The 19,780-nt window shown below is 72.4% G+C and carries 23 protein-coding genes; 5 read left to right on the plus strand and 18 right to left on the minus strand.

Translation table 11 applies throughout. The annotated features are described in order from the left end of the window. Positions 1–4: 4 nt before the first annotated feature. The 11 genes from trpA to aroA form a co-directional block, all read right to left on the minus strand. A complete protein-coding gene (gene trpA / locus ACFHPP_RS06960) occupies positions 5–823 on the minus strand; it encodes a tryptophan synthase subunit alpha (RefSeq protein ID WP_437162540.1) in 819 nt (272 codons plus the stop codon). 1 nt (position 824) lies between these two features. Next, complete coding sequence (gene trpB, locus ACFHPP_RS06965; RefSeq protein ID WP_437162736.1) at positions 825–2,066, minus strand: tryptophan synthase subunit beta; 1,242 nt, start codon at positions 2,064–2,066, stop codon at positions 825–827. 53 nt (positions 2,067–2,119) lie between these two features. After that, a complete protein-coding gene (locus ACFHPP_RS06970) occupies positions 2,120–2,641 on the minus strand; it encodes an N-acetyltransferase family protein (RefSeq protein WP_437162541.1) in 522 nt (173 codons plus the stop codon). After that, positions 2,638–3,285, minus strand: a complete 648-nt coding sequence (locus tag ACFHPP_RS06975; RefSeq protein ID WP_437162542.1) for a phosphoribosylanthranilate isomerase — start codon at positions 3,283–3,285, stop codon at positions 2,638–2,640. Before ACFHPP_RS06975 ends, ACFHPP_RS06970 begins: the two co-directional genes overlap by 4 nt. 3 nt (positions 3,286–3,288) lie before the next feature. Next, positions 3,289–3,978 (minus strand): orotidine-5'-phosphate decarboxylase, encoded by a 690-nt coding sequence (gene pyrF / locus ACFHPP_RS06980; RefSeq protein WP_437162543.1) that lies wholly within the window; start codon positions 3,976–3,978, stop codon positions 3,289–3,291. Positions 3,979–3,982: 4 nt separating this feature from the next. Continuing rightward, entirely contained in the window at positions 3,983–4,318 is a 336-nt protein-coding gene (locus ACFHPP_RS06985; protein WP_437162544.1) for a LapA family protein, read from the minus strand. Positions 4,319–4,403: 85 nt separating this feature from the next. Then, positions 4,404–4,730, minus strand: a complete 327-nt coding sequence (gene ihfB / locus ACFHPP_RS06990; RefSeq protein ID WP_437162545.1) for an integration host factor subunit beta — start codon at positions 4,728–4,730, stop codon at positions 4,404–4,406. Positions 4,731–4,749: 19 nt separating this feature from the next. Further along, a complete protein-coding gene (sppA, locus tag ACFHPP_RS06995; protein WP_437162546.1) occupies positions 4,750–5,715 on the minus strand; it encodes a signal peptide peptidase SppA in 966 nt (321 codons plus the stop codon). A 121-nt stretch (positions 5,716–5,836) separates the two neighbouring features. After that, positions 5,837–7,546 carry a 30S ribosomal protein S1 gene (gene rpsA / locus ACFHPP_RS07000; RefSeq protein ID WP_437162547.1) on the minus strand — a complete coding sequence of 570 codons (1,710 nt, stop codon included), beginning with the start codon at positions 7,544–7,546 and terminating at the stop codon, positions 5,837–5,839. Positions 7,547–7,856: 310 nt separating this feature from the next. Then, positions 7,857–8,507 carry a (d)CMP kinase gene (gene cmk, locus ACFHPP_RS07005; RefSeq protein WP_437162548.1) on the minus strand — a complete coding sequence of 217 codons (651 nt, stop codon included), beginning with the start codon at positions 8,505–8,507 and terminating at the stop codon, positions 7,857–7,859. Continuing rightward, positions 8,504–9,874, minus strand: coding sequence for a 3-phosphoshikimate 1-carboxyvinyltransferase (gene aroA / locus ACFHPP_RS07010; RefSeq protein WP_437162549.1), 1,371 nt, complete (start codon positions 9,872–9,874; stop codon positions 8,504–8,506). Before aroA ends, cmk begins: the two co-directional genes overlap by 4 nt. 114 nt (positions 9,875–9,988) lie before the next feature. Here aroA and ACFHPP_RS07015 point away from each other — a divergent pair, with 114 nt between their 5' ends. After that, positions 9,989–10,312 carry a TIGR02300 family protein gene (locus ACFHPP_RS07015; protein ID WP_437162550.1) on the plus strand — a complete coding sequence of 108 codons (324 nt, stop codon included), beginning with the start codon at positions 9,989–9,991 and terminating at the stop codon, positions 10,310–10,312. A 101-nt stretch (positions 10,313–10,413) separates the two neighbouring features. Here ACFHPP_RS07015 and ACFHPP_RS07020 read toward each other — a convergent pair whose 3' ends face one another. Both ACFHPP_RS07020 and ACFHPP_RS07025 read right to left on the minus strand, forming a co-directional pair. Then, positions 10,414–10,926 (minus strand): YdcF family protein, encoded by a 513-nt coding sequence (locus tag ACFHPP_RS07020; protein ID WP_437162551.1) that lies wholly within the window; start codon positions 10,924–10,926, stop codon positions 10,414–10,416. 3 nt (positions 10,927–10,929) lie between these two features. Beyond that, positions 10,930–12,174: a class I SAM-dependent methyltransferase gene (locus tag ACFHPP_RS07025; RefSeq protein WP_437162552.1), complete on the minus strand. Its 1,245-nt coding sequence runs from the start codon at positions 12,172–12,174 to the stop codon at positions 10,930–10,932. Positions 12,175–12,294: 120 nt separating this feature from the next. Between ACFHPP_RS07025 and ACFHPP_RS07030 the strand changes: the two genes are divergently transcribed. From ACFHPP_RS07030 to ACFHPP_RS07040, 3 genes are read left to right on the plus strand one after another with little or no spacing between them, the layout of a single operon-like run. Then, on the plus strand, positions 12,295–12,798 hold the full coding sequence (locus ACFHPP_RS07030; RefSeq protein WP_437162553.1) for an invasion associated locus B family protein: 504 nt from the start codon (positions 12,295–12,297) through the stop codon (positions 12,796–12,798). Next, positions 12,783–13,982 carry a 23S rRNA (adenine(2503)-C(2))-methyltransferase RlmN gene (gene rlmN, locus ACFHPP_RS07035; RefSeq protein ID WP_437162554.1) on the plus strand — a complete coding sequence of 400 codons (1,200 nt, stop codon included), beginning with the start codon at positions 12,783–12,785 and terminating at the stop codon, positions 13,980–13,982. Before ACFHPP_RS07030 ends, rlmN begins: the two co-directional genes overlap by 16 nt. 16 nt (positions 13,983–13,998) lie before the next feature. After that, a complete protein-coding gene (locus ACFHPP_RS07040) occupies positions 13,999–15,156 on the plus strand; it encodes an MFS transporter (protein ID WP_437162555.1) in 1,158 nt (385 codons plus the stop codon). Here ACFHPP_RS07040 and ACFHPP_RS07045 read toward each other — a convergent pair. Together ACFHPP_RS07045 and ACFHPP_RS07050 are read right to left on the minus strand one after the other, a co-directional pair. After that, positions 15,140–15,892, minus strand: coding sequence for a 2-oxo acid dehydrogenase subunit E2 (locus tag ACFHPP_RS07045; protein ID WP_437162556.1), 753 nt, complete (start codon positions 15,890–15,892; stop codon positions 15,140–15,142). The two genes, ACFHPP_RS07040 and ACFHPP_RS07045, sit on opposite strands and share 17 nt — an antisense overlap. 146 nt (positions 15,893–16,038) lie before the next feature. Then, the gene (locus ACFHPP_RS07050; RefSeq protein ID WP_437162557.1) at positions 16,039–17,037 is read right to left on the minus strand and encodes an NAD(P)-dependent oxidoreductase; all 999 of its coding nucleotides are present in this window, start codon (positions 17,035–17,037) and stop codon (positions 16,039–16,041) included. Between the two features lie 43 nt (positions 17,038–17,080). On the opposite strand from ACFHPP_RS07050, the gene ACFHPP_RS07055 reads away from it, so the two are divergent. Further along, positions 17,081–17,935 (plus strand): amidohydrolase family protein, encoded by an 855-nt coding sequence (locus tag ACFHPP_RS07055; RefSeq protein WP_437162558.1) that lies wholly within the window; start codon positions 17,081–17,083, stop codon positions 17,933–17,935. Here the strand turns inward: ACFHPP_RS07055 and ACFHPP_RS07060 are convergent. The 3 genes from ACFHPP_RS07060 to ACFHPP_RS07070 are packed head-to-tail and all read right to left on the minus strand — an operon-like array spanning position 17,925 to position 19,777. Beyond that, positions 17,925–18,248 carry a hypothetical protein gene (locus tag ACFHPP_RS07060; RefSeq protein ID WP_437162559.1) on the minus strand — a complete coding sequence of 108 codons (324 nt, stop codon included), beginning with the start codon at positions 18,246–18,248 and terminating at the stop codon, positions 17,925–17,927. The genes ACFHPP_RS07055 and ACFHPP_RS07060 overlap by 11 nt on opposite strands. Then, complete coding sequence (locus tag ACFHPP_RS07065; protein ID WP_437162560.1) at positions 18,245–18,922, minus strand: AzlC family ABC transporter permease; 678 nt, start codon at positions 18,920–18,922, stop codon at positions 18,245–18,247. Before ACFHPP_RS07065 ends, ACFHPP_RS07060 begins: the two co-directional genes overlap by 4 nt. A gap of 33 nt (positions 18,923–18,955) precedes the next feature. Beyond that, positions 18,956–19,777 (minus strand): EcsC family protein, encoded by an 822-nt coding sequence (locus ACFHPP_RS07070; protein WP_437162561.1) that lies wholly within the window; start codon positions 19,775–19,777, stop codon positions 18,956–18,958. Between the last annotated feature and the right edge of the window lie 3 nt (positions 19,778–19,780).

Genomic DNA, 19,780 nt, shown 5'->3' on the forward strand with positions numbered 1-19,780 from the left:
CGCGCTACCCCCTTCGCACAGCCTCCGCCAATTCCCGCACCTGGTCCAGCACGGTCGGCACCGTCGCCGGCGTCGCGCGGCCCTCGGCATCGAGGGTCGCCAGCATCCCGTCGAGCAGGGCGGAGGCGACCACCGCGGCATCGCCGATGCGCGCGGCCTCGCCGGCCTGTTTCGGCGTGCGCACGCCGAAGCCGATGGCGATCGGCAGGTCCGTATGTTTGCGGACGCGCGGGATGGCGGCGGCCAGGTCATCCGTGCTGGCGCTGCGCGTGCCGGTGATGCCGGTGATCGCGACGTAGTAGACGAAGCCGGTGGTGGCCGAGAGCACCTTCGGCAGGCGGTCTTCCGCCGTGGTCGGCGCCACCAGCCGGATCAGGTCCAGCCCATTCGCCGTCGCATCCGGCGCGATCTCGTCGGCTTCCTCCGGCGGCACGTCCACCACGATCAGCCCATCGACCCCGGCCGCCGCGGCGTCCACGCAGAAGCGGGGCACGCCGTAGGACAGGATGGGATTGAAGTAGCCCATCAGGATGACGGGCGTGTCCGCATCGCCCTCGCGGAACTCCGCCACCATGCCGAGTGTGCCGGCGAGGCTCGCACCGGCCTTCAGCCCGCGCTGGCCGGCCTTCTGCACGGTCGGGCCATCCGCCATCGGGTCGGTGAAGGGCATGCCGATCTCGATGAGGTCGGCGCCCGCCCCCGGCATGCCACGCAGGATCGCCATGGCGGTATCCCGGTCCGGATCGAACGCCTCCAGGAACGGGATCAGCGCACCGCGGCCCTCGGCCTTCAGCGCCGCGAATTTTTGGGCGATCCGCGACATGTCAGATGTTCTCGCCCAGGTGCTTCGCGACGGTGAAGATGTCCTTGTCGCCACGGCCGCACAGATTCATCAGTATGATTCTGTCCGCCGGCATCTTCGGCGCCATCTTCATCACCTCGGCCAGCGCATGCGCCGGCTCCAGCGCCGGGATGATGCCCTCCAGCTTCGAGCAGAGCTGGAACGCCTCCAGCGCCTCGTCATCCGTCACGCCGACATACTGCACGCGGCCCAACTCATGCAGCCAGGAATGCTCCGGCCCGACGCCGGGGTAATCGAGGCCTGCGGAAATCGAATGCGCCTCCGTGATCTGCCCGTCGCCATCCTGCAGCAGGTAGGTGCGGTTGCCGTGCAGCACGCCCGGGCGGCCGCGCGACAGCGCCGCGGCATGTTCGCCCGAATCGAGGCCGCGCCCGGCGGCTTCCACGCCGACCATCGCCACATCGGCATCGTCGAGGAACGGGAAGAACAGACCCATGGCGTTGCTGCCACCGCCCACCGCGGCCACCAGCACATCCGGCAGGCGGCCCTCGGCTTCCTGCATCTGCGCGCGCGCCTCGATGCCGATCACGGACTGGAAGTCGCGCACCATGGCGGGATAGGGGTGCGGGCCGGCGACGGTGCCGATGCAGTAGTACGTGTCGCTGACATTCGCGACCCAGTCCCGCAGCCCCTCGTTCATCGCATCCTTCAGCGTCGCGGCGCCGGAGGTCACCGGCACCACTTCCGCGCCCAGCAGCTTCATGCGGAACACGTTGGGCTGCTGCCGTTCGACGTCGGTGGCACCCATGTAGACCACGCAGGGCAGGTCCATCAGCGCGCAGGCGGTGGCGGTGGCGACGCCATGCTGGCCGGCGCCGGTCTCCGCGATGATGCGCGTCTTGCCCATCTTCTTCGCCAGCAGGATCTGCCCGAGCACGGCGTTGATCTTGTGCGCGCCAGTGTGGTTCAGCTCGTCCCGCTTGAAATACACCTTGGCGCCCATGCCCGGCGCTGCATCCTTGCGGAGATGCTGGGTGAAGCGCTCCGCGAACCACAAGGGCGAGGGCCGGCCGACATAGTGCGTCAGCAGCCGGCGCCATTCCGCCTGGAACGCCGCATCCGTCTTCGACGCCTCATAGGCCGCCTCGACCTCGAGGATCAGCGGCATCAGCGTCTCCGCCACGAAGCGGCCGCCGAAGGGGCCGAAGCGGCCGCGCGGGTCGGGGCCATTGCGGAAGGAGTTAGGCCGATCGGAGGAAGACAGGGGCTTGTTCACGGGCAAAATCCTGGACGTGGCGCCTTGATAGCGCAGCCGCGTCAGGTGGTCACGATGCGGAGGTCTGCCCAGACCCAGGCCGTCTCGGCGACGGCCACCTCGCCATGCCAGCCGACCTGCCGGGTGCCGGCCACCGCGCCCGTCGCGGCGTAGAAGCCCTGCGCGCGGGCATTGGAATCCAGCGCCCAGGCCCCGGCCGACCCATGCCCTGCCTGCCGCAGCAGCGCCGCCCCCGCCGCCAGAAGCGCCCGCCCGAGGCCTTGGCCCTGGGCCCGCCGCAGCAGGTACAGCCCGGCGACCTCGCCCGAGGCGCCGAGCGCCGCATCCCGCGCCGCGCAGACCGTGACGAAGCCGAGGAGGTCGCCGGCATCCTCGGCCATCAGCGTGCCGCCCGGCATCAGCGGCTGCGCCAGATTGTGCGCCCAGGCGGCGCGGCGGCGGGCCGCATCCGTCATCTCGGCAAACAGCGCCTCCGGCACCAGGCCGGGATAGGTCTCGGTCCAGGCCTGGGCGTGCAGGGTGCCGATCGCCGCCGCATCTTCCGGCGTCGCGGCGCGGATCACGCCGGCTTCGCGGCCGCCACGAAGGCAGCGATCCGGGAGGCATCCTTCACACCTCGGGAAACTTCGACGCCGGAGGAGACATCGACACCCGGCGCGCCACTCGCGGCGATGGCCTGCGCCACATTGCCGGGCGTCAGCCCCCCGGCCAGCAGCCAGGGGCGCGGGATGGCGCGGCCGGCGGTCAGCGTCCAGTCGAAGGGCGCGGCATTGCCGCCGGGCAGCGGCGCGCCGGGCGGGGCCTTGGCGTCCAGCAGGAAGTGGTCGACGACGGGCGCGTAGCGATCGACGGCGGCAAAATCCGCCGCCGAGGCGATGCCCAGCGCCTTCATCACCGGCCGACCGAATTTTTGCCGAACCTCGGCGCAGCGTTCCGGCGTCTCCTCGCCATGCAGTTGCAGGACATCCAGCGGCACGGCCGCCAGCACCGCCGCGATCAACTCATCCGAGGCATCGACGAACAGCCCGACCCGCCGTGGCCCGCCCAGCCCCGCGGCCGGCACCGTCGCCGAGACCGCGCCCGCCTGCGCCGGCGTCACCGCGCGGGGCGAGGGCGGGAAGAACACCAGCCCGACCATGTCCGCCCCGGCCTCCGCCGCCGCGCGCAGTCCGGCCGCGTCGCTGATGCCGCAGATCTTCACCAGCATGGCCTACAGCGCCTGGGCGATGGCGCGGGCCGCCGCGCCGGGGTCCGCGGCCTGGGTGATCGGGCGGCCGACCACGATCCAGTCAGCACCGTCCCGCGCCACCTGCTCCGGCGTCGCGGTGCGGGCCTGATCGCCCGCGGCGCTGCCCACCGGCCGCACCCCCGGCACCACCAGCACCGGCGCATCGCCGAGCTGGTCACGGATCGCGGTGACCTCCCGCGGCGAGCACACCAGCCCATCCGCCCCCGCCGCCATGGCAAGTCGCGCCAGTCGCAGCACCTGCTGCACCGGCCCGCCCGATACGCCTGTATCGGCCAGGGCCGAGGCATCCAGGCTGGTCAGCACCGTCACCGCCAGGATGCGCGGCCGCCCGGCGCCAAAGGCCTCCGCCGCCTCCCGCGCCGCTGCCACCATGGCCGCACCGCCGGCGGCGTGGAGGGTGATCCAGGCCGGGCCGAGCGGAGCCAGGGATCGGATGGCGCCCGCCACCGTGTTCGGAATGTCGTGCAGCTTCACGTCCAGGAACACCGGCCGGTGCGCCGCGATGCGCCGCACCGCGGCCCCGCCCTCCGCCGAGAACAGCTCCAGCCCCACCTTCAGCAGGCCGGCATGCGGCGCGACGGCGGCCGCCCAGGCCTCGGCCGTGCCAAGGTCCGGCGCATCCAGCGCCACGCACAGCCCGCAGCTTCGCACGAGGTCAGGCCTGGTGGGGCAGCGTGATGCGCGTCGGTGTCGGCGGCTCGCCTTCCTGGCGGCGGCGCAGCTCCTTCGCCTTCAGCGTGGCCAGTTCCGCCTCGACCAGCCTGGCCGCCTGTTCCACCTGCCGCGCATGGCGACGCGCCGGCAGGCCGGAGGCCCAGACCAGCACCGCGCCGATCACGAAGCCGAGGCCCGACAGCACCAGCACGGCGACACCGAGCGGGGCGGCCCAGCCGATGTCGAACGGCCACATGCGGAGCTGCACCTCCTGCATGTTGGACAGCGCGAACACGGCCAGGATGATGAGCAGCGGCAGGAACAACAGCCAGCGCATGGGAGCCTCTCCGATCGTCGTGCCTGTCCTACAAGCCCCGGGCGCCAGACGGAAGCTTCAAGCCGGAAGCTTCAAGCCGGAAGCTTCAAGCCGTAACCTTGGCGCGTGGTCGCCGCGGCGGGTCCTGCAGGGGGCCGCCATTCACCCGTTCGCGCAGTTCCTTGCCCGGCTTGAAATAGGGCACCGCCTTGCCGTCCACCGCCACCGCCGTGCCGGTGCGCGGGTTGCGCCCGGTGCGCGGGTCGCGCCGCTTGGTCGAGAAGGCGCCGAAGCCGCGCAACTCCACGCGATCCCCGCGCGCGAGCGCACCGATGATCTCGTCGAAGATGGTGGTCACGATCAGCTCGACATCGGGCTGGCGCAGATGCGGATTGGCCGCGGCAAGCTGCGCGATGAGTTCCGACCTGGTCATCCTGGTACGCCGCCCCGTTTTACCGGAGCGAAGGCTGCCAAAGCGCGCGCACGCGGTCAACGCCAACCCATTCATCGGCAAGGCTTTTTGCAAACATGCCGACGAATGAACCGAAGGTCCGTTCCGCCAGGCCCCGGATCTCGATGTCCCGCGCCGGCAGGCCGCCCGGCACGCCATGGGTTTCCGCCAGCCAGGCGCGCGCCTCGGCCTCTCCGCCGATGGCATCCACCAGGCCGAGTGCCAGCGCCTCCCGCCCCGTGAAGACGCGGCCATCGGCCAGGGCGCGGACCTGTTCGGGCGGCATGCGGCGGCCGGCCGCGACCATGGCGATGAACTGCTCGTGCAGGTCCTGCACCACGCGGGCCAGCTCCGCGCGGCCGTCCTCGCTCAGCGCCCGGAACGGGCTGGGCTGGTCCTTGAAGCGGCCGGAGGCGATCGTCTCCGGCGTCACGCCGAGCCATTCCAGCAGTTCGGAGGCATCGAAGCTCTGCAGGATGACGCCGATGGAGCCCGTGACGGTGGAGTTGCGGGCGAAGATCCGCTGCGCCGGCAGTGCCACCATGTAGCCGGCGGAGGCCGCGGTGCCGGACATTACCGCCACCACCGGCTTCACCGCGACCATGCGGGCCAGCGCGTTGTGCAGCGCCTCCCCGCCCGCGACGCTGCCGCCGGGGCTGTCGATGGCGACCAGCACCGCGCGGACGGTGGAATCGCGTCGCAGCCGGTCCAGGGTTTCCAGCAGCTTGCGGTCGTCGCCGATGAAGCCCTGCACGTTCAGCCGGGCGACATGCGCGCGGCCGAGGCCCGGCACGATCTCCCCGGCCCGGTCGTCGCGCAGTGCGAAGCCCAGTACGACGAGGGCGAGCGCCAGCACCGCCGCGCCACGCCAGAGGGAAAGCCGGCGCTTCAGGCGGCGGCGGTCGAGGAGGAGATCGGCATCGAGCGGCATGGTCCGGAGATAGGGTGCGGCGGGCCGGATGACCATGGCGCGGCTGACAGCGAAACGGCCGCCGGGATTGCTCCCGGCGGCCGTTTCTTGAACTCGGAAGGCGTGCTGGCCCCCCTCACCCAACCCTCCCCCCCAAAAAGGGGGGAGAGGGCTTCTACTATTCCTCGCCGGTCTGGGCGCGCCGGCGGATCGCCGCGCCCAGGATGTCGCCGAGCGAGGCGCCGCTGTCGGTGGTGCCGTATTCACGGACCGCCTCGCGCTCCTCCTCCACTTCCTTGCCCTTGATGGTCAGGGCCAGGCGGCGGCCGGCGCGGTCGACGGCGGTGATCTTCGCATCGACCTTCTCGCCCACGGCGAAGCGGTCGGGGCGCTGGTCGCCACGGTCACGGGCCAGCTCGGCGCGGCGGATGAAGCCGATCAGGACCTCGTCGACCTTCACCTCGATGCCGTTCGGCTCGATCTTCGTCACGGTGCAGGTGACGACATCGCCCTTCTTGATCCGGTCCAGCACTTCGGCGGCCGGGTCGGCCTCGAGCTGCTTGATGCCGAGGGAGATGCGCTCCTTCTCCACGTCGACGTCGAGCACCTTGGCCTTGACGTTGGTGCCCTTCTCGAAGTTGGCCATCGCCTGCTCGCCCGGGAGATCCCAGGAGAGGTCGGACATGTGGACCATGCCATCCAGGTCCGGACCCAGGCCGACGAACAGCCCGAATTCGGTGATGTTGCGGATCTCGCCCTCGATGACGGTGCCGGGCGGGTTGGCCTCCGCGAACAGCGCCCACGGATTGCCCTGCGCCTGCTTGAGGCCCAGGGAAATCCGGCGCTTGGGGCCGTCCACGTCCAGGATCAGCACGTCGACTTCCTGCGAAGTGGCGACGATCTTGCCCGGGTGGACGTTCTTCTTGGTCCAGGACATCTCGCTGACGTGCACGAGGCCCTCGACGCCCGGCTCCAGCTCCACGAAGGCGCCGTAGTCGGTGATGTTCGTCACGCGGCCGCTGAACTTGCCGTTCACCGGGTACTTGATGGCGACACCTTCCCAGGGGTCGGACATCAGCTGCTTCATGCCGAGGCTGATGCGCTGGGTTTCCGGGTTGAAGCGGATGACCTGCACCTTGACGGCCTGGCCGATGGTCAGCGCCTCGCTTGGGTGGTTGATCCGGCGCCAGGCGATGTCCGTCACGTGCAGCAGGCCGTCGACGCCGCCGAGGTCCACGAAGGCGCCGTAGTCGGTGATGTTCTTCACCACGCCGTCGAGCACCATGCCTTCCTTGAGGCCCTGGATCAGCTCGCTGCGCTGTTCGGCGCGCGTCTCCTCCAGCACCGCACGGCGGCTGACCACGATGTTGCCGCGGGCGCGGTCCATCTTGAGGATCTGGAAGGGCTGCGGGCTGCCCATCAGCGGGGTCACGTCGCGCACCGGGCGGATGTCCACCTGGCTGCCCGGCAGGAAGGCCACGGCGCCGCCGAGGTCGACGGTGAAGCCGCCCTTGACGCGCCCGAAGATCACGCCGTTGACGCGCTGCTGCGCGGTGAACGACTTCTCGAGGTTGGTCCAGGCCTCCTCGCGGCGGGCCTTCTCACGCGACAGGATGATCGCGCCGTCGCGGTCCTCGTAGCGTTCGACGAACAGCTCGATGATGTCGCCGACCTTGATTTCCGGCGTCTGCCCCTGCGGGGCGAATTCCTTGAGCGGGACGCGGCCTTCGGACTTCAGGCCGACGTCGACGACGGCGAAGTCGTCGTCGATGCGGATGACCTTGCCGGAGATGACGGAGCCGTGGAACGAGGTGTTCTCACCCAGCGTCGCGTCGAGCAGGGCGGCGAAATCCTCGCCGGGATCAGCAAAAGCGGTGGCGCTTGCCATGTAACGGTTGTTTCCCAATCGGATGCCCCGATCGCGGGGCATGTGGAATGCGCCCCCACGGCACGCGGCCATGGACACGGCGTGGCCGGAAATGCTGGCTGGCCGTCCCTTCGGGGATCGGCTGCGGAAGCGTATCCGGCCCAGGCTCAAGGTGCATGACGGAGCACCCAATCCGGCCCCGGCTTGACGGCGGCCTGCGGCAGGTGGCCGAAGCCAACCGTTCCGCCGCCATTCCCCCGGGCCAGGGCACCGCCGCCCTGGAGGGACATGCGGATCACGGGCAGCGCGTAGGCCCGTCAGCCCCGCGGAGTCAAGCGGATTCCCCTGCCTTGAGACGAAGCCGGATCAGCGCGAGGGCGGCGGCGAAGGCTTCCTCCGCATCCAGGCTGGTGGTGTCCAGCAGCGCGGCATCGGCGGCAGGCCGTAGCGGCGCCACGCTGCGGGCGCTGTCCTGCGCGTCGCGGGCGCGCATCTCGGCCTCCACCTGTTCGAGCGGCATGTCCTGGCCCCGGCCCTGCATTTCCGTCCAGCGGCGGCGCGCGCGTTCCTCCGGGCTGGCGCTGACGAACAGCTTCACCTGCGCGTCCGGGAACACGACGGTGCCGATATCACGGCCATCCAGCACGGCGCCGTGCCGGCGACCGAATTCCCGCTGCCAGTCCAGCAGCGCGGCACGCACGGCGGGAATCGCGGCGACTGCGCTGGCGGCGCTGTCGGCCTCCGGTCCACGCAGGTCGTCGCGGCTGAAATCGGCCGCCGTCAGCGCGCGGGCTTCCTGTTCGGCGAGGAAGGGGTCGCGCGGATCGCCGCCACGGTCCAGCACGCGGCGACCGACGGCGCGGTACAGCAGGCCGGTATCGAGGTAGGCGAGGCCGAATTCCTGTGCCAGCCGCCGCGCCAGCGTCCCCTTGCCGGCCGCCGCCGGGCCATCGACGGCAATCACCAGCCGCGTGCCGCTCATGCCGCCGAGATCGGCCCGGATCCCGGTCCGCCATTGCCGGCCAGCCCGTTGATCAGGTCGGCGAAGCCGGGGAAGGAGGTCTCGATGAAGCCGGCATCGTCCACCCGCACCGGGGCCCGCGCGGCCAGGCCCAGCACCAGCGCGGACATGGCGATGCGGTGGTCCATATGCGTCTCGACCAGCCCGCCGCCTTCCGGCGGCGCGCCGGTGCCGTGCACCAGCAGGTCGTCGCCCTCGATCTCCGCTCGGATGCCGTTGGCAGCCAGCAGCGCCGCGGTGGCGGCGAGGCGGTCGCTTTCCTTGACCCGCAATTCCTTCAGCCCGCGCATCCGCGTGGTGCCGCTGGCGCAGGCGGCGGCAACCGCCAGCACCGGATACTCGTCGATCATGGAAGGCGCCCGCGCCGCCGGCACGTCGATGCCACGCAACGCCGAGGCCCGCACGACCAGGTCGGACACGGGCTCGCCGCCCTCGGTGCGCGCATTCGCCTCCGTGATGTCGGCGCCCATCTCGCGCAGGGTCAGGAAGATGCCGGCGCGCAGCGGGTTCATCCCGACGCCGCGGATGGTCACCACGGACCCCGGCACCAGCAGCGCCGCGACGGCCGGGAAGGCGGCGGAGGACGGATCGCCCGGCACCACCACCGGGGCGGCGACCAGCTCCGGCTGGCCCACCAGCTCGATGATCCGGCCGTGGCCGTCGGCTTCCACCTGCACCACGGCGCCGAAATGCCGCAGCATGTTCTCCGTGTGGTCGCGCGTCGCCTCGGGCTCGATGACCCTTGTGGTGCCGCGGGCACACAGCCCGGCCAGCAGGCAGGCGGACTTCACCTGCGCGGAAGGCACCGGCACGCGGTAGTCCAGCGGCAGCGGGTCCGCCGCACCCTCCACGGACAAGGGCAGGCGGCCGCCGGCGCGCGTGGTGAAGCGGGCGCCGGTGGCGGACAGCGGGTCCGTGACCCGCAGCATCGGGCGGCGACGCAGCGAGGCATCGCCGGTCATCACGGCGAAGATCGGATGCCCGGCCAGCAGCCCGCACAGCAGCCGCGCCGCGGTGCCGGAATTGCCCATGTCCAGCACATCCGCCGGTTCCACCAGCCCGCCAAGCCCGCGCCCGGCCACCTGCCAGGACCCGCCGCCGAGATTGTCCACGGTCGCCCCCAGCGCCCGCATCGCGGCGGCGGTGCGCAGCACGTCCTCGCCTTCCAGCAGGCCGGAGATGGCGGTGGTGCCGGTGGCGAGGGCGCCGAACATCAGCGCGCGATGGCTGATGGACTTGTCGCCCGGCACCGAAACCGTGCCGGTCAGGGGCGACCTGGGGGCTGCGGCGCGCAGCGGCTTCTGGGCTGAATCTGGCTGGGCATGCATGGCGCTGCGTTTGACATGCAGCCCGGCAAGTGGCAATCGCGCGCACCCTTTACGCCCGTCGGCCCGCGGACTCCCTGCGCGCCGCCCGGGCCCGGCACGAGGCTCTTCTTCCCCATGGCGAAGCCTGAACTTGGACTGAAGCGCGTCTGCGTGTCCTGCGGCACGAAGTTCTACGACCTGGCGCGCGCCCCCGCCATCTGCCCGAAATGCGGCACCGAACAGCCGGCCGAGCAGCCGCGCCTGAAGCGCGCTGCGCCGCCGCCGGATGAGCGGGTGAAGAAGCGCGCCGCGGTGGCGGAGGTGGATGCCGAGGAAGGCGTCGAGGTCGACGCGGACGCCGATGACGAGACCATCGAGGACGCGGAGGAGTTGGAGGACGCGGACGAGGAACTCGGCGACGACCTGGTGGTCGAGTCGGACCGCGAGGAGGAAAGCTGAGCCTGCACGGGCTCAGCCCTTCGCACCGGGTGCCCGCGGTCCCGTTACCCGGAAGCTAAGGCAGGTGCTGCCCGCGGCGCTGGCGATTCGCCGGCGCCGGGTCAGATCCGCCCGCGCAGCCGCGCCCAGACCATCAGCGCCGCATCGTAGGGCACCGCCGGAACTTCGCGCAGCCGCCAGAACCATTGCCGCTTCTGCCCGGTCTCGGACGGCCCGGCCGGGGGCGGTACGGCGCGGGCGGGGATGCCCGCCAGGCGGAACAGCGCGAGCGCACGCGGCAGGTGGTAGCCATGCGTCGCGACGCGCACCTCCCCCGCATGGCCGCGCGCCCGCAGCAGGCGGATGCAGGCCAGCACGGAGGAGAAGGTGTCCGTGCCGGTGGGCTCCTGCAGGATGCGCGCCTCCGGCACCCCGGCCTGCATCAGCACGGCCGCCATGGCGACGCATTCGGCCGGTGGGTTCGTGCCGATGGCACCGGTCGGGACGTACAGCGCCGGCGGGGTCTGCCGCTCGCCCCAGGCGCGGGCGGCCTGCACGCGGGCGCGCAGCGCCGGGCTCGGCGTGCCGTCCGGGCGGACGGCGGCGCCTAGGATGACGACGGCCGCCGGCTGCACGGCTCAGCCCGGCGCCGCGAGCAGCAGCCGGTTCACCGGCTCCAGCGCGCGCACCAGCGCGGCGCGGTCGCGCGCGGCCTGCTCCGGGCTGGCACCGGCGGCGACCACGGCCTGCATGATGGCGCCCCAGGGCGTGGTGCCATCGATGCGGGACAGGAAGGCGGCGGCCAGCCGCGGCAGCGGCACCGGCACGCGCAGGTCGTCGAAGGCCACGGGCAGGATGCCGTCCGGGCGCAGGCCTCGGGCCAGCGCCGCGCCATCCAGCTCCCGCAGCACCGGGACACTTGCGTCATCCTCCCACGGAGGCGCCACCTCCGGCGCCTCGGCGCGGACGCAGTAGGCGATGTGGATGCCCATGTTGCCGCAGATCGCCTCCGCCAGCGCGGCGCGGGCGATGCGGTCGAGGCCGGCGGTGCGGGCGCGCAGCTTCGGGTCGGACAGGTAGCTGTCCGGGTCGTAGCGCAGCGGCTCCACCAGGCAGGCGATGCGCAGCCCGGCGCCGGCCACCAGCTCGGCCAGTTGCGGCACGGTGTAGGCGCGGTCGCGCGGGTTCAGCAGCAGGTCATACAGGCCGGCATCGCCGCCCTTGATGTGGTCGTCGATCCAGAGATTCTTCCGGAGCCAGGCGGTGTCCGGCGCCTGCTTCCACAGCCGCTTCGCGATCTCGACCCGCGCCGCCGGCGGCTGATCCGCGGGCGCCAGCAGGCGCAGCGCGTCCTGCATCATGTAGACGCCGGTGCGGCCATGCGGCGCATAGACCATGAGCCCGATGCCGCCCCCCGGCGCGAGGGCGGAAACCAGTGCCGCCAGCCCCGCCGCCGGGTCCGGCAGGTGGTGCAGCACGCCGCAGCAATCGATGTAGTCGAAGGGCCCGAGGTCCGACCCGGCGAGGTCGAGCAGCGAGCCTTCCTCCAACCGGATGTTGTCCAGCCCGCGCGCCGCGGCCCGCGCCTGCACCACGCGCTTCGCCGCGGCGGAACGGTCCAGCCAAGTCACCTGCCCGGGCCGCCCGAGCGTCGTCATCTGCTGCGCCAGCATGATGGTGCCGTCGCCCGACCCGCCCCCGGCCATCAGCGCCCTCAGGGGTTGCGACGCCGGGCGGCGGCCGCCGAAGATCCAGTGGTCGATCTCCCGCAGGTGGGAGGGGCTGCCGATGATCAGCCGCTTCGCCTCCTCCCGCGCATCGCGCGCCGGATAGGGGAAGGCTTCGTATTGCGCGGCGAGGTGCCCATCGGTCTGGTCGGTCATCGCCGGCCTGCATAGGTGACGCGCGCGAAGCCGGGAAGCGGCAAGCTGGCGGTTGCGGCCTTGGACGGAAGCGGCAACCTTGCGGTTGCCCCTGGCCGGGTAGCACCGTATCTAAAGATCATGCTCCGCATCGCCCTTCCCCTCCTCGCCGCGCTGGTCCTTCCCCTCACCGCGGAGGCGCAACGCGCGCAGCCGCAGCGCCTGGGCAACCACCAGAACTGGACCGCGGCAACGCACCAGGAAGGCGGCCAGAAGGTCTGCTACGCCTTCACCCGCGCCGCCAGCAGCGAAGCCGCGCCGCCCAATCGCCAGAACGTGACCCTGACGGTGACGCACCGGCCGGGCGGGCGCGACCAGGTTGCGGTCTCGGTCGGCTATGCCCTGCCACGCGGCGCCGAATCGGTGCTGACGGTCGGCAGCAACGAATTCCGCAGCTACGGCGTGGTGCAGTCCAGCGCCTTCTTCCAGAATGGCGATGGCCTGATCCGCGCCTTCCGCGCCGGTCGCGATGCCGTGGCGCGCACCCCCGGCCCGACCGGCCGCCCGCCGGTCAGCGACACCTTCTCCCTGGTCGGGTTCACCGCGGCCTACGAGGCGATCTCCCGGGAATGTCCGGCGCGGTGAGCCAGTCCACCCCCGCCGAGCTGACGGAGGCGGAGCGCGCCCGCATCCTGGCGAAGTCGGCCATCTTCGCGCCGCCGCCCGCCACCCTGCCCGATGGCCGCCGCGACCTGGTCGGCCTGACGCGGGAGGAGCTGGCGGCGGAGATGGTTGCGATCGGCGAGCAGCCGTTCCGCGCCAAGCAGCTCTGGCACTGGATCTACCACCAGGGCGTCACCGATTTCGCCGCGATGCCCTCCATCGCGAAGCCGATGCAGGCGAAGCTCGCCGAGCGCTTCGTGGTCGGGCGGCCGGAAGCGACGACGGTTCAGACCAGCCAGGACGGCACCCGGAAATGGCTGCTGCGCTACCGCGACGGCCAGCAGGTGGAGACCGTGTACATCCCTTCGATCGGGGAGGATCGCGGCGCGGTCTGCATCTCGACCCAGGTCGGCTGCACCCTGTCCTGCACCTTCTGCCACACCGGCACGCAGAAGCTGGTGCGCAACCTGGGCGCGGCGGAGATCGTCGGCCAGTTCATGGCGGCCCGCGACAGCTACGGCGAATGGCCGAGCCCGAAGGACGGCACGGCGCGGCATCTGTCCAACATCGTCGTGATGGGCATGGGCGAGCCGCTGTACAACTACGAGAACACCGCCAAGGCGCTGCGCATCGTCATGGACAATGAGGGCATCGCCCTGTCCCGCCGGCGCATCACCCTGTCCACCAGCGGCGTGGTGCCGATGATGGACAGGTGCGGGGCGGAGCTGAACGTCAACCTGGCCGTGTCCCTGCACGCGGTGACCAACGAGCTGCGCAACGAGATCGTGCCGCTGAACCGGAAATACCCGATCGAGGAGCTGATGGCCGCCTGCCGCCGCTATCCCGGCGCCAGCAACGCACGGCGGATCACCTTCGAATACGTCATGCTGCGCGGGGTGAACGACAGCCCGGCGGAGGCGCATGAGCTGGTGCGGCTGCTGAACGGCCTGCCGGCCAAGGTGAACCTGATCCCGTTCAACCCCTGGCCCGGCAGCCCCTACCAGACCAGCACCGGCGCCGCCGTGCGCGCCTTCGCCGACATCGTCGAGGCCGCCGGCTATTCCAGCCCGGTACGCCGCCCGCGCGGGCGCGACATCTCGGCGGCCTGCGGGCAGTTGAAGACGGATAGCGAGCGGGCGCGGCGGGTGAAAGCGGCGGCCGCGTGACCTGCCGGCCCGGCGGGTGAACCCGCCGATCTGGCTGATGGCGCTCGCGGCCTTCACCATCGGCTGCGGCATGCGGATGCTGGACCCGCTGCTGCCGATGCTGGCGCGGGAATTCGATACCGGACTTGGCGCCGTGGCGCCGCTGATCGGCGTGTTCGCGCTGTCCTACGGGCTGGCGCAGCTCGTCATCGGGCCGCTCGGCGACCGGCTGGGCAAGATGCGGGTGGTGGCGCTGTCGCTCGGCCTCTATGCCGCGACGCTGCTGGCCGCGGCCTTCGCCGGCGGGCTTTCGCCGCTGCTGGTCATCCGCATGCTGGCCGGGCTGGCCGCGGCGGCGGTGGTGCCGCTGCTGATGGCGCATATCGGCGACAGCGTGCCCTATGGCCAGCGCCAGGCGGTACTCGGGCGATTCCTCACCGGGATGGTCGCGGCGCAGATGCTGGCCGGGCCGCTCTCCGGCATCGTCGCGGATTTTGCCGGCTGGCGCGTCAGCTTTCTCGGCCTCGGGGTCATGGCGACGGCCATCACCGTGCTGTTCGTCGCCTGGCAGGGGCGGGCGCTGTGGCAGTTGCAGTCCAGCGAATCGCGCGGCATCGGTCTGTACGGCTTCCTCCGCATCCTGGAGAAGCCGGCCGGGCGGCGGCTGCTGCTGGCGGCGGCGCTGAACGGCATGCTGCTGTTCGGCGGCGCCTTCCCCTTCATCGCCTCCATGCTGATCGAACGTTTTCATCTGTCCGCCGCGGAGGCGGGCCTGGTGGTGGCGAGCTTCGGGCTCGGATCGCTGGTCTACACCCGCAGCGCCGGCTGGCTGATCGCCCGGCTCGGCGAGCGCGGCATGGTGCTGTGGGGCGGCGGCGGCGTCGCGCTGGCGCTGGCGGCCTTCGCGCTGGCGCCCAACTGGTGGGTGGTGGCGCTGGCGCAGGCGGTGGTGGGGCTGCTGTTCTTCATGCTGCACGGCGTCTTGCAGGCGCGCTCGACGGAGGCGCTGCCGGAAGCCCGCGGCACCGCCGTATCCGCCTTCGCCATGGCGCTGTTCCTCGGCCAGAGTCTCGGCGCCGTGCTGTTCGGCACGCTGATCGTGACCGCCGGCTTCACCGCCGCCCTGCTGGTCGCCGCCGCCGGCGTGCTGGGCTTGAGCCTGTGGTTCCGCGGTACGCTCAGCCGGGCGGCGTAAGCGCTTCCAGCTCCGCTGCCACCGGGCCCTCCATCGCCGCCTGCAGCCCGCGCAGCGCCGCCGCGCCATCGGCGCCGTCCATCACGCGATGGTCGAAGGACAGGAACAGGTCCACCCCGCCATCGGCCGCGATCGGCCCGTAGGACAGGAAGGATGGCAGCACGCTGACGCTGTCCACGATGGCGGCCTGCTGCGCGCCGAGCGAGGAGATCGCGAAAGTCCCGCCATAGCGGGCGAGCGGCGCGCCGGTGGCGAGCGCGAAGCGCAGCATCAGCCGGCGCAGCGGCCAGGGCAGCCGGGCGAAGCGCAGCAGGCGGTGCAGGTGGCGGGATTCGGAGGGCGGCGCCTCCTTCGCCTGGCGCAGCAGCGCGGCCAGGCGCGGGATCGGCGTGCTGTGCGGGTCCGTGAAGCGAGCGATGGCCAGGATGGCCTGGCCCTCATGCATGCGTTCCAGCACCACGCAGCCGGTGGCGTGCGGGGCCTCGAGCAGCCGCGGGGTTGGCAGGGTTGCGTGCAGGCGCCGCAGCGCCGGCTGCGCCTCGGCGGCCAGGGCGAAGGCCTTGGTGAACAGCACCGTCCAGGGTGGCCGCGGGCTGGGCAGCGCGGCGCGCGCCGCCAGCGCGCGCGGGATCGCCAGCCGCGCCGTCAGCGTGCAGCGCGGCACCCGCAGCGAGGCCCAGGACAGGTCGGCGATGGTCTGCCGGCCGGGGGAGGGCGTGACGCGCCGCAGGCTCATGCTGGAGCCCGGTGATCGTGACCGATCACCGCCTCAATCGCTGGCGCCGGCATCCGCCGGCTTGGCTACGCGCCAATTGGCGCGACGGCCATTCGGCCGTTTACCCGCCTGTGGCGGGTGCAGGTTCCACCCGGCGGGACCTGTCATCACGAGCCGGGCCCATCCTTCCAGGCCTGGAAGCGGCTGGCGCTTTCGGCGTTCACCGCGCCATCCGGCATCTCCCCCCGCGCCAGGGCAGCGACCTGGCGGACGGTGTCCATCGCCTGGTGCTCGGCGGCTTCCGGGGTCAGGCCGCCGATATGCGGCGTGGCGACGACATTGGGCCGCGCCGCCAGCGCCGGGTCCGGCCGCTGGTCCGGCGCGCTGCCGACATCCATGGCCGCCCCGGCCAGCCGCCCGGACTCGAGCGCTGCCGCCAGCGCCACCTCATCCACCAGTTCGCCGCGCGAAAGGTTCACCAGGAAGGCGCCCGGCTTCATGCGGGCGAAGGCGGCAGCATTCACCAGGTGATGCGTCTCCGGCGTCGACAGGGCGAGCGGGACGAGGAAATCCGCCTCCGCCAGCACGCGGTCCAGCGGGGCTGCCTCCACGCCCGTCGGCGGGTGGTAGGGATCATGCGCCAGCACCCGCATCCGGAAGGCCTGGGCCAGCGGCGCCAGGCGCTGCGCGATGCGGCCCCAGCCGATCAGCCCCAGCGTCTTGCCGGACAGTTGCGTGCCCATGCGTGAGCCCGGCGGCTGCCCGGCGTGATAGGCGCCGGCCAGTGGCGAGACGCCGCGCGCCAGGTCGATCATCATGCCGATGGCGAGTTCCGCCACGCTGTCCACAAAACCCGGCGTCGCCTGCGTCACCAGCACCCCGGCGGCGGAGGCGGCCTTCACATCGATGGTGGAGATATCGACGGCGACGCGCAGGAAGGCCAGCAGGTCCGGCGCATGCGCAAAGGTCTCGGGCGTGCCGGGGGTGGCGCGGTCCGCCACGATGCAGTGGCAGCCGGCGGCGGCCTCGGCCAGGGCGCGGCCGGACAGCGGAACATCGCCGGTGTGCAGCGTGACCTCCGCCACCTGGCGCAGAGCGGCGAGCGGGGCGTCGGCGTAGTAGCCGCCGCGCATCTCGGGGGTATGGGTGAGGAAAACCCGCAGCACGGTGTCTCGCTTCCTTGGGTGGTGCAGGCGTAATCTAGCTTCCATGCCCGACAACGCCACCATCCCCTTCTCCGCCGGCCTGGCGCCACCCCGCATGGCCGTGCCGGCCGGTGCGGTGGATTGCCACCACCATGTCTATGACGCCGCGGCGCCGGTTGCACCGGGCGCCCGGCCGCACGGCAGCGCGCGCCTCGCGGACCATGCCCGGCTGCTGGTGCGGCTGGGGGTGGACCGGCATGTGCTGGTGCAGCCTTCCACCTACGGCTTCGACAACGCGCTGCACCTGGCGGCGCTGCGGGAAGCCGGGCCGGACCGCGCGCGGATGGTGGCGGTGGTGCCGCCGGATGCGCCGCTGGCCGATCTGCGCGCCATGGCCGATTCCGGCGTGGTGGGCGCGCGGGCCAACCTCATCTCCAGCGCGCTGCTGCGCCCGGCGGATGTGGCGCCGCTGGCCCGGCGCATGGCCGAGCTCGGCTGGCATCTGCAGATTTTCGCGAGCGCCGACCTGATCGCCGAGTTGGCGGATGTGCTGCGCGCGGCGCCCTGCCCGGTGATGTTCGACCATTTCGCGCAGCTGCCCCTGGCTGACTGGTCAGCGCATCCGGCCTGGGCGGTGGTGATGGACCTGGTGCAGGCGGGGCGCGGCTGGGTGAAGCTGTCCTCGCCCTACAGCCTGGACCAGCGAAACCCCGCGGCGGCCGGCGACCTGGCCCGCGCGCTGGTGGCGGCGGCGCCGGAGCGCATGGTCTGGGGCACCAATTGGCCGCACCCGAACGCGACGACGATCCCGGACGATGCCGCGCTGCTCGACCTGCTGGCCGAATGGGCGCCGGACGGGGCGAGGCGGCGGGCGATCCGGGTGGACAACCCGGCGGCGCTGTATCGCTTCACCCGGTAGCCAGCCGCGCCAGCAGAAGCGCCGCCAGCCCCCCGAGCATCGCCGGCAGCAGCCTTCCGCGCGAGAGGCGCCACGCCAGTGCGCCGCCGGCCAGCCCGGCCAGGCGGGCTGGCAGCGGCACCGTCGCCAGCAGCCCGGCCGGGGCGGCGATGGCCAGCGTCACGAAGCAGGCCAGCGTGGCGACGGACACCGCCGAGGCCCAGGCGATGACCGGATGATCCGGCCGCAGCGCACCGCCGAGCCACAGCCCGGCGCCGCGCAGCAGCAACCCGACCAGCACGGTCAGCGCCAGCGCCCAGTCGGCCTGGCTCAACGCCGTCGCGTCCAGAGGAAGGCGAGCGTGCCGCCGACCAGCCCCGCCGCCGGCAGGCCCCAGGCGCCGCCGACCCACCAGGCCAGCGGCGCCGCCAGCACGCCGGCCAGCAGGGCGGGGGCTACTCCGGGCCGGGCCGAATCGGCGGCGAGCAGCAGGGCGAAGTAGAGCGGGTTGGCGAACAGCAGCGCGGCACGCAGCTCCACCGGCAGGTTCGGTGCCAGCCCGTGCCCGGCGGCGGTGGCCGCCATCGCGGCGCACCAGCTTGCCAGCGCGAAGCCGAGGAACCAGGGCAGCCGCGCGGATTCAGCCAGCCCCGGCAGGGCGCGCATGCCGGCGGCCCAGGGCGTGATGGCGATGAAGGGCAGCGCCAGCCAGCGCGGCGCGCGGCGGCCGAGCAGCGGCGCGATGGCGACCGCCATCGGCAGGAAGCGCGCATTGGCCGCGGTCGCCGCGATGGTGGCCGGCAAGGCGGCGCCGCCGGTCGCCGCGACCTGCAACAGCACGAGTTGCCCGGCCATGCCATAGACCGCGCCGGTGCATAGCAGGGCCCAGGGCAGCGAAAGCCCGGCCTCCGCGACGGCGGCGCCGAAGGCCAGGAAGGTGGCGCCCATCGCCAGCGCCGGCGCGCCGAGCGCCTGTCCGAACCCCTGCCATCCCGCACCACGTGCCATGGCGCCGAGACTGGCCGGTTCCGGCCGGGACGTCTAACCCATGAAGCGGGCGTCGCGCTGGGCGGCCAGCTCCTGGTAGGCCGCCTTCACCGCCACCGCGCCATGCAGCCGTTCCAGCCGCCGCACGGTGAAGTGGCCTTCTGCGACGCTGCGGAAGTGCTCGAGGAAGGCGATGTTCACCGCCGCCCCCGCCGCGGCGCCGACCACCGGCACCGCCTGTGCCGAGAGCTTCAGTGCCACCGGCCCGCCGAAGCGCGCCGCGATGGCGCCGACGAAGCCGGGCAGCAGCCCGCCCACCACCCCGCGCGTGGCGGCGCCCTTCAGCACCTCGGCCAGCGCGATACGGACGGCGAAGTAGCCGGCCTCCGCCCCGTCATCCCGCGTGTCGCGGCCGCCGATGGCGAAGACCTTCAGGCATTCGGCGCCGATCAGCGGGTCCGCCAGATCCTCCCCATTCGCCTCCGCCACCGCCGCGATCTGGCGCAGCAGCAGCGTGGTGGAGACCGGCAGTTCCATCAGAGTCCCGGGCAGGCCGAAGGCGCCGCCCGCCGCGCCGGTGGCGGCCGCCATGCCGCGGTGGAACCAGGCGGTGGAGAAGGGCGTCGGGTTGGCCGAGGGCTGCGCCCGCAGCGCCGCCTGCATCGCCTTGGACAGGGCACGCTTCACCGCGCCTTCCATCAGCGACTGCGCGCTGGCCGGCAGCCGGCTCTTCAGCGCCTCGATCGGCGTGCCGAGGGCGGAGGAGAAGCGTGCGGCGAGCGACACATCCTCCAGCTGCGCCACGGCGCGCGCCAGTTCGGCGCGGGCGGCTTCGGGAAGGGTGTCGGGCGGGGGCGGGGCGAGTGTGACGGACATGGA

Origin of the sequence: Falsiroseomonas sp. E2-1-a20, from assembly GCF_051433195.1 — a bacterium.
Taxonomy (GTDB): Bacteria; Pseudomonadota; Alphaproteobacteria; order Acetobacterales; family Acetobacteraceae; genus Falsiroseomonas.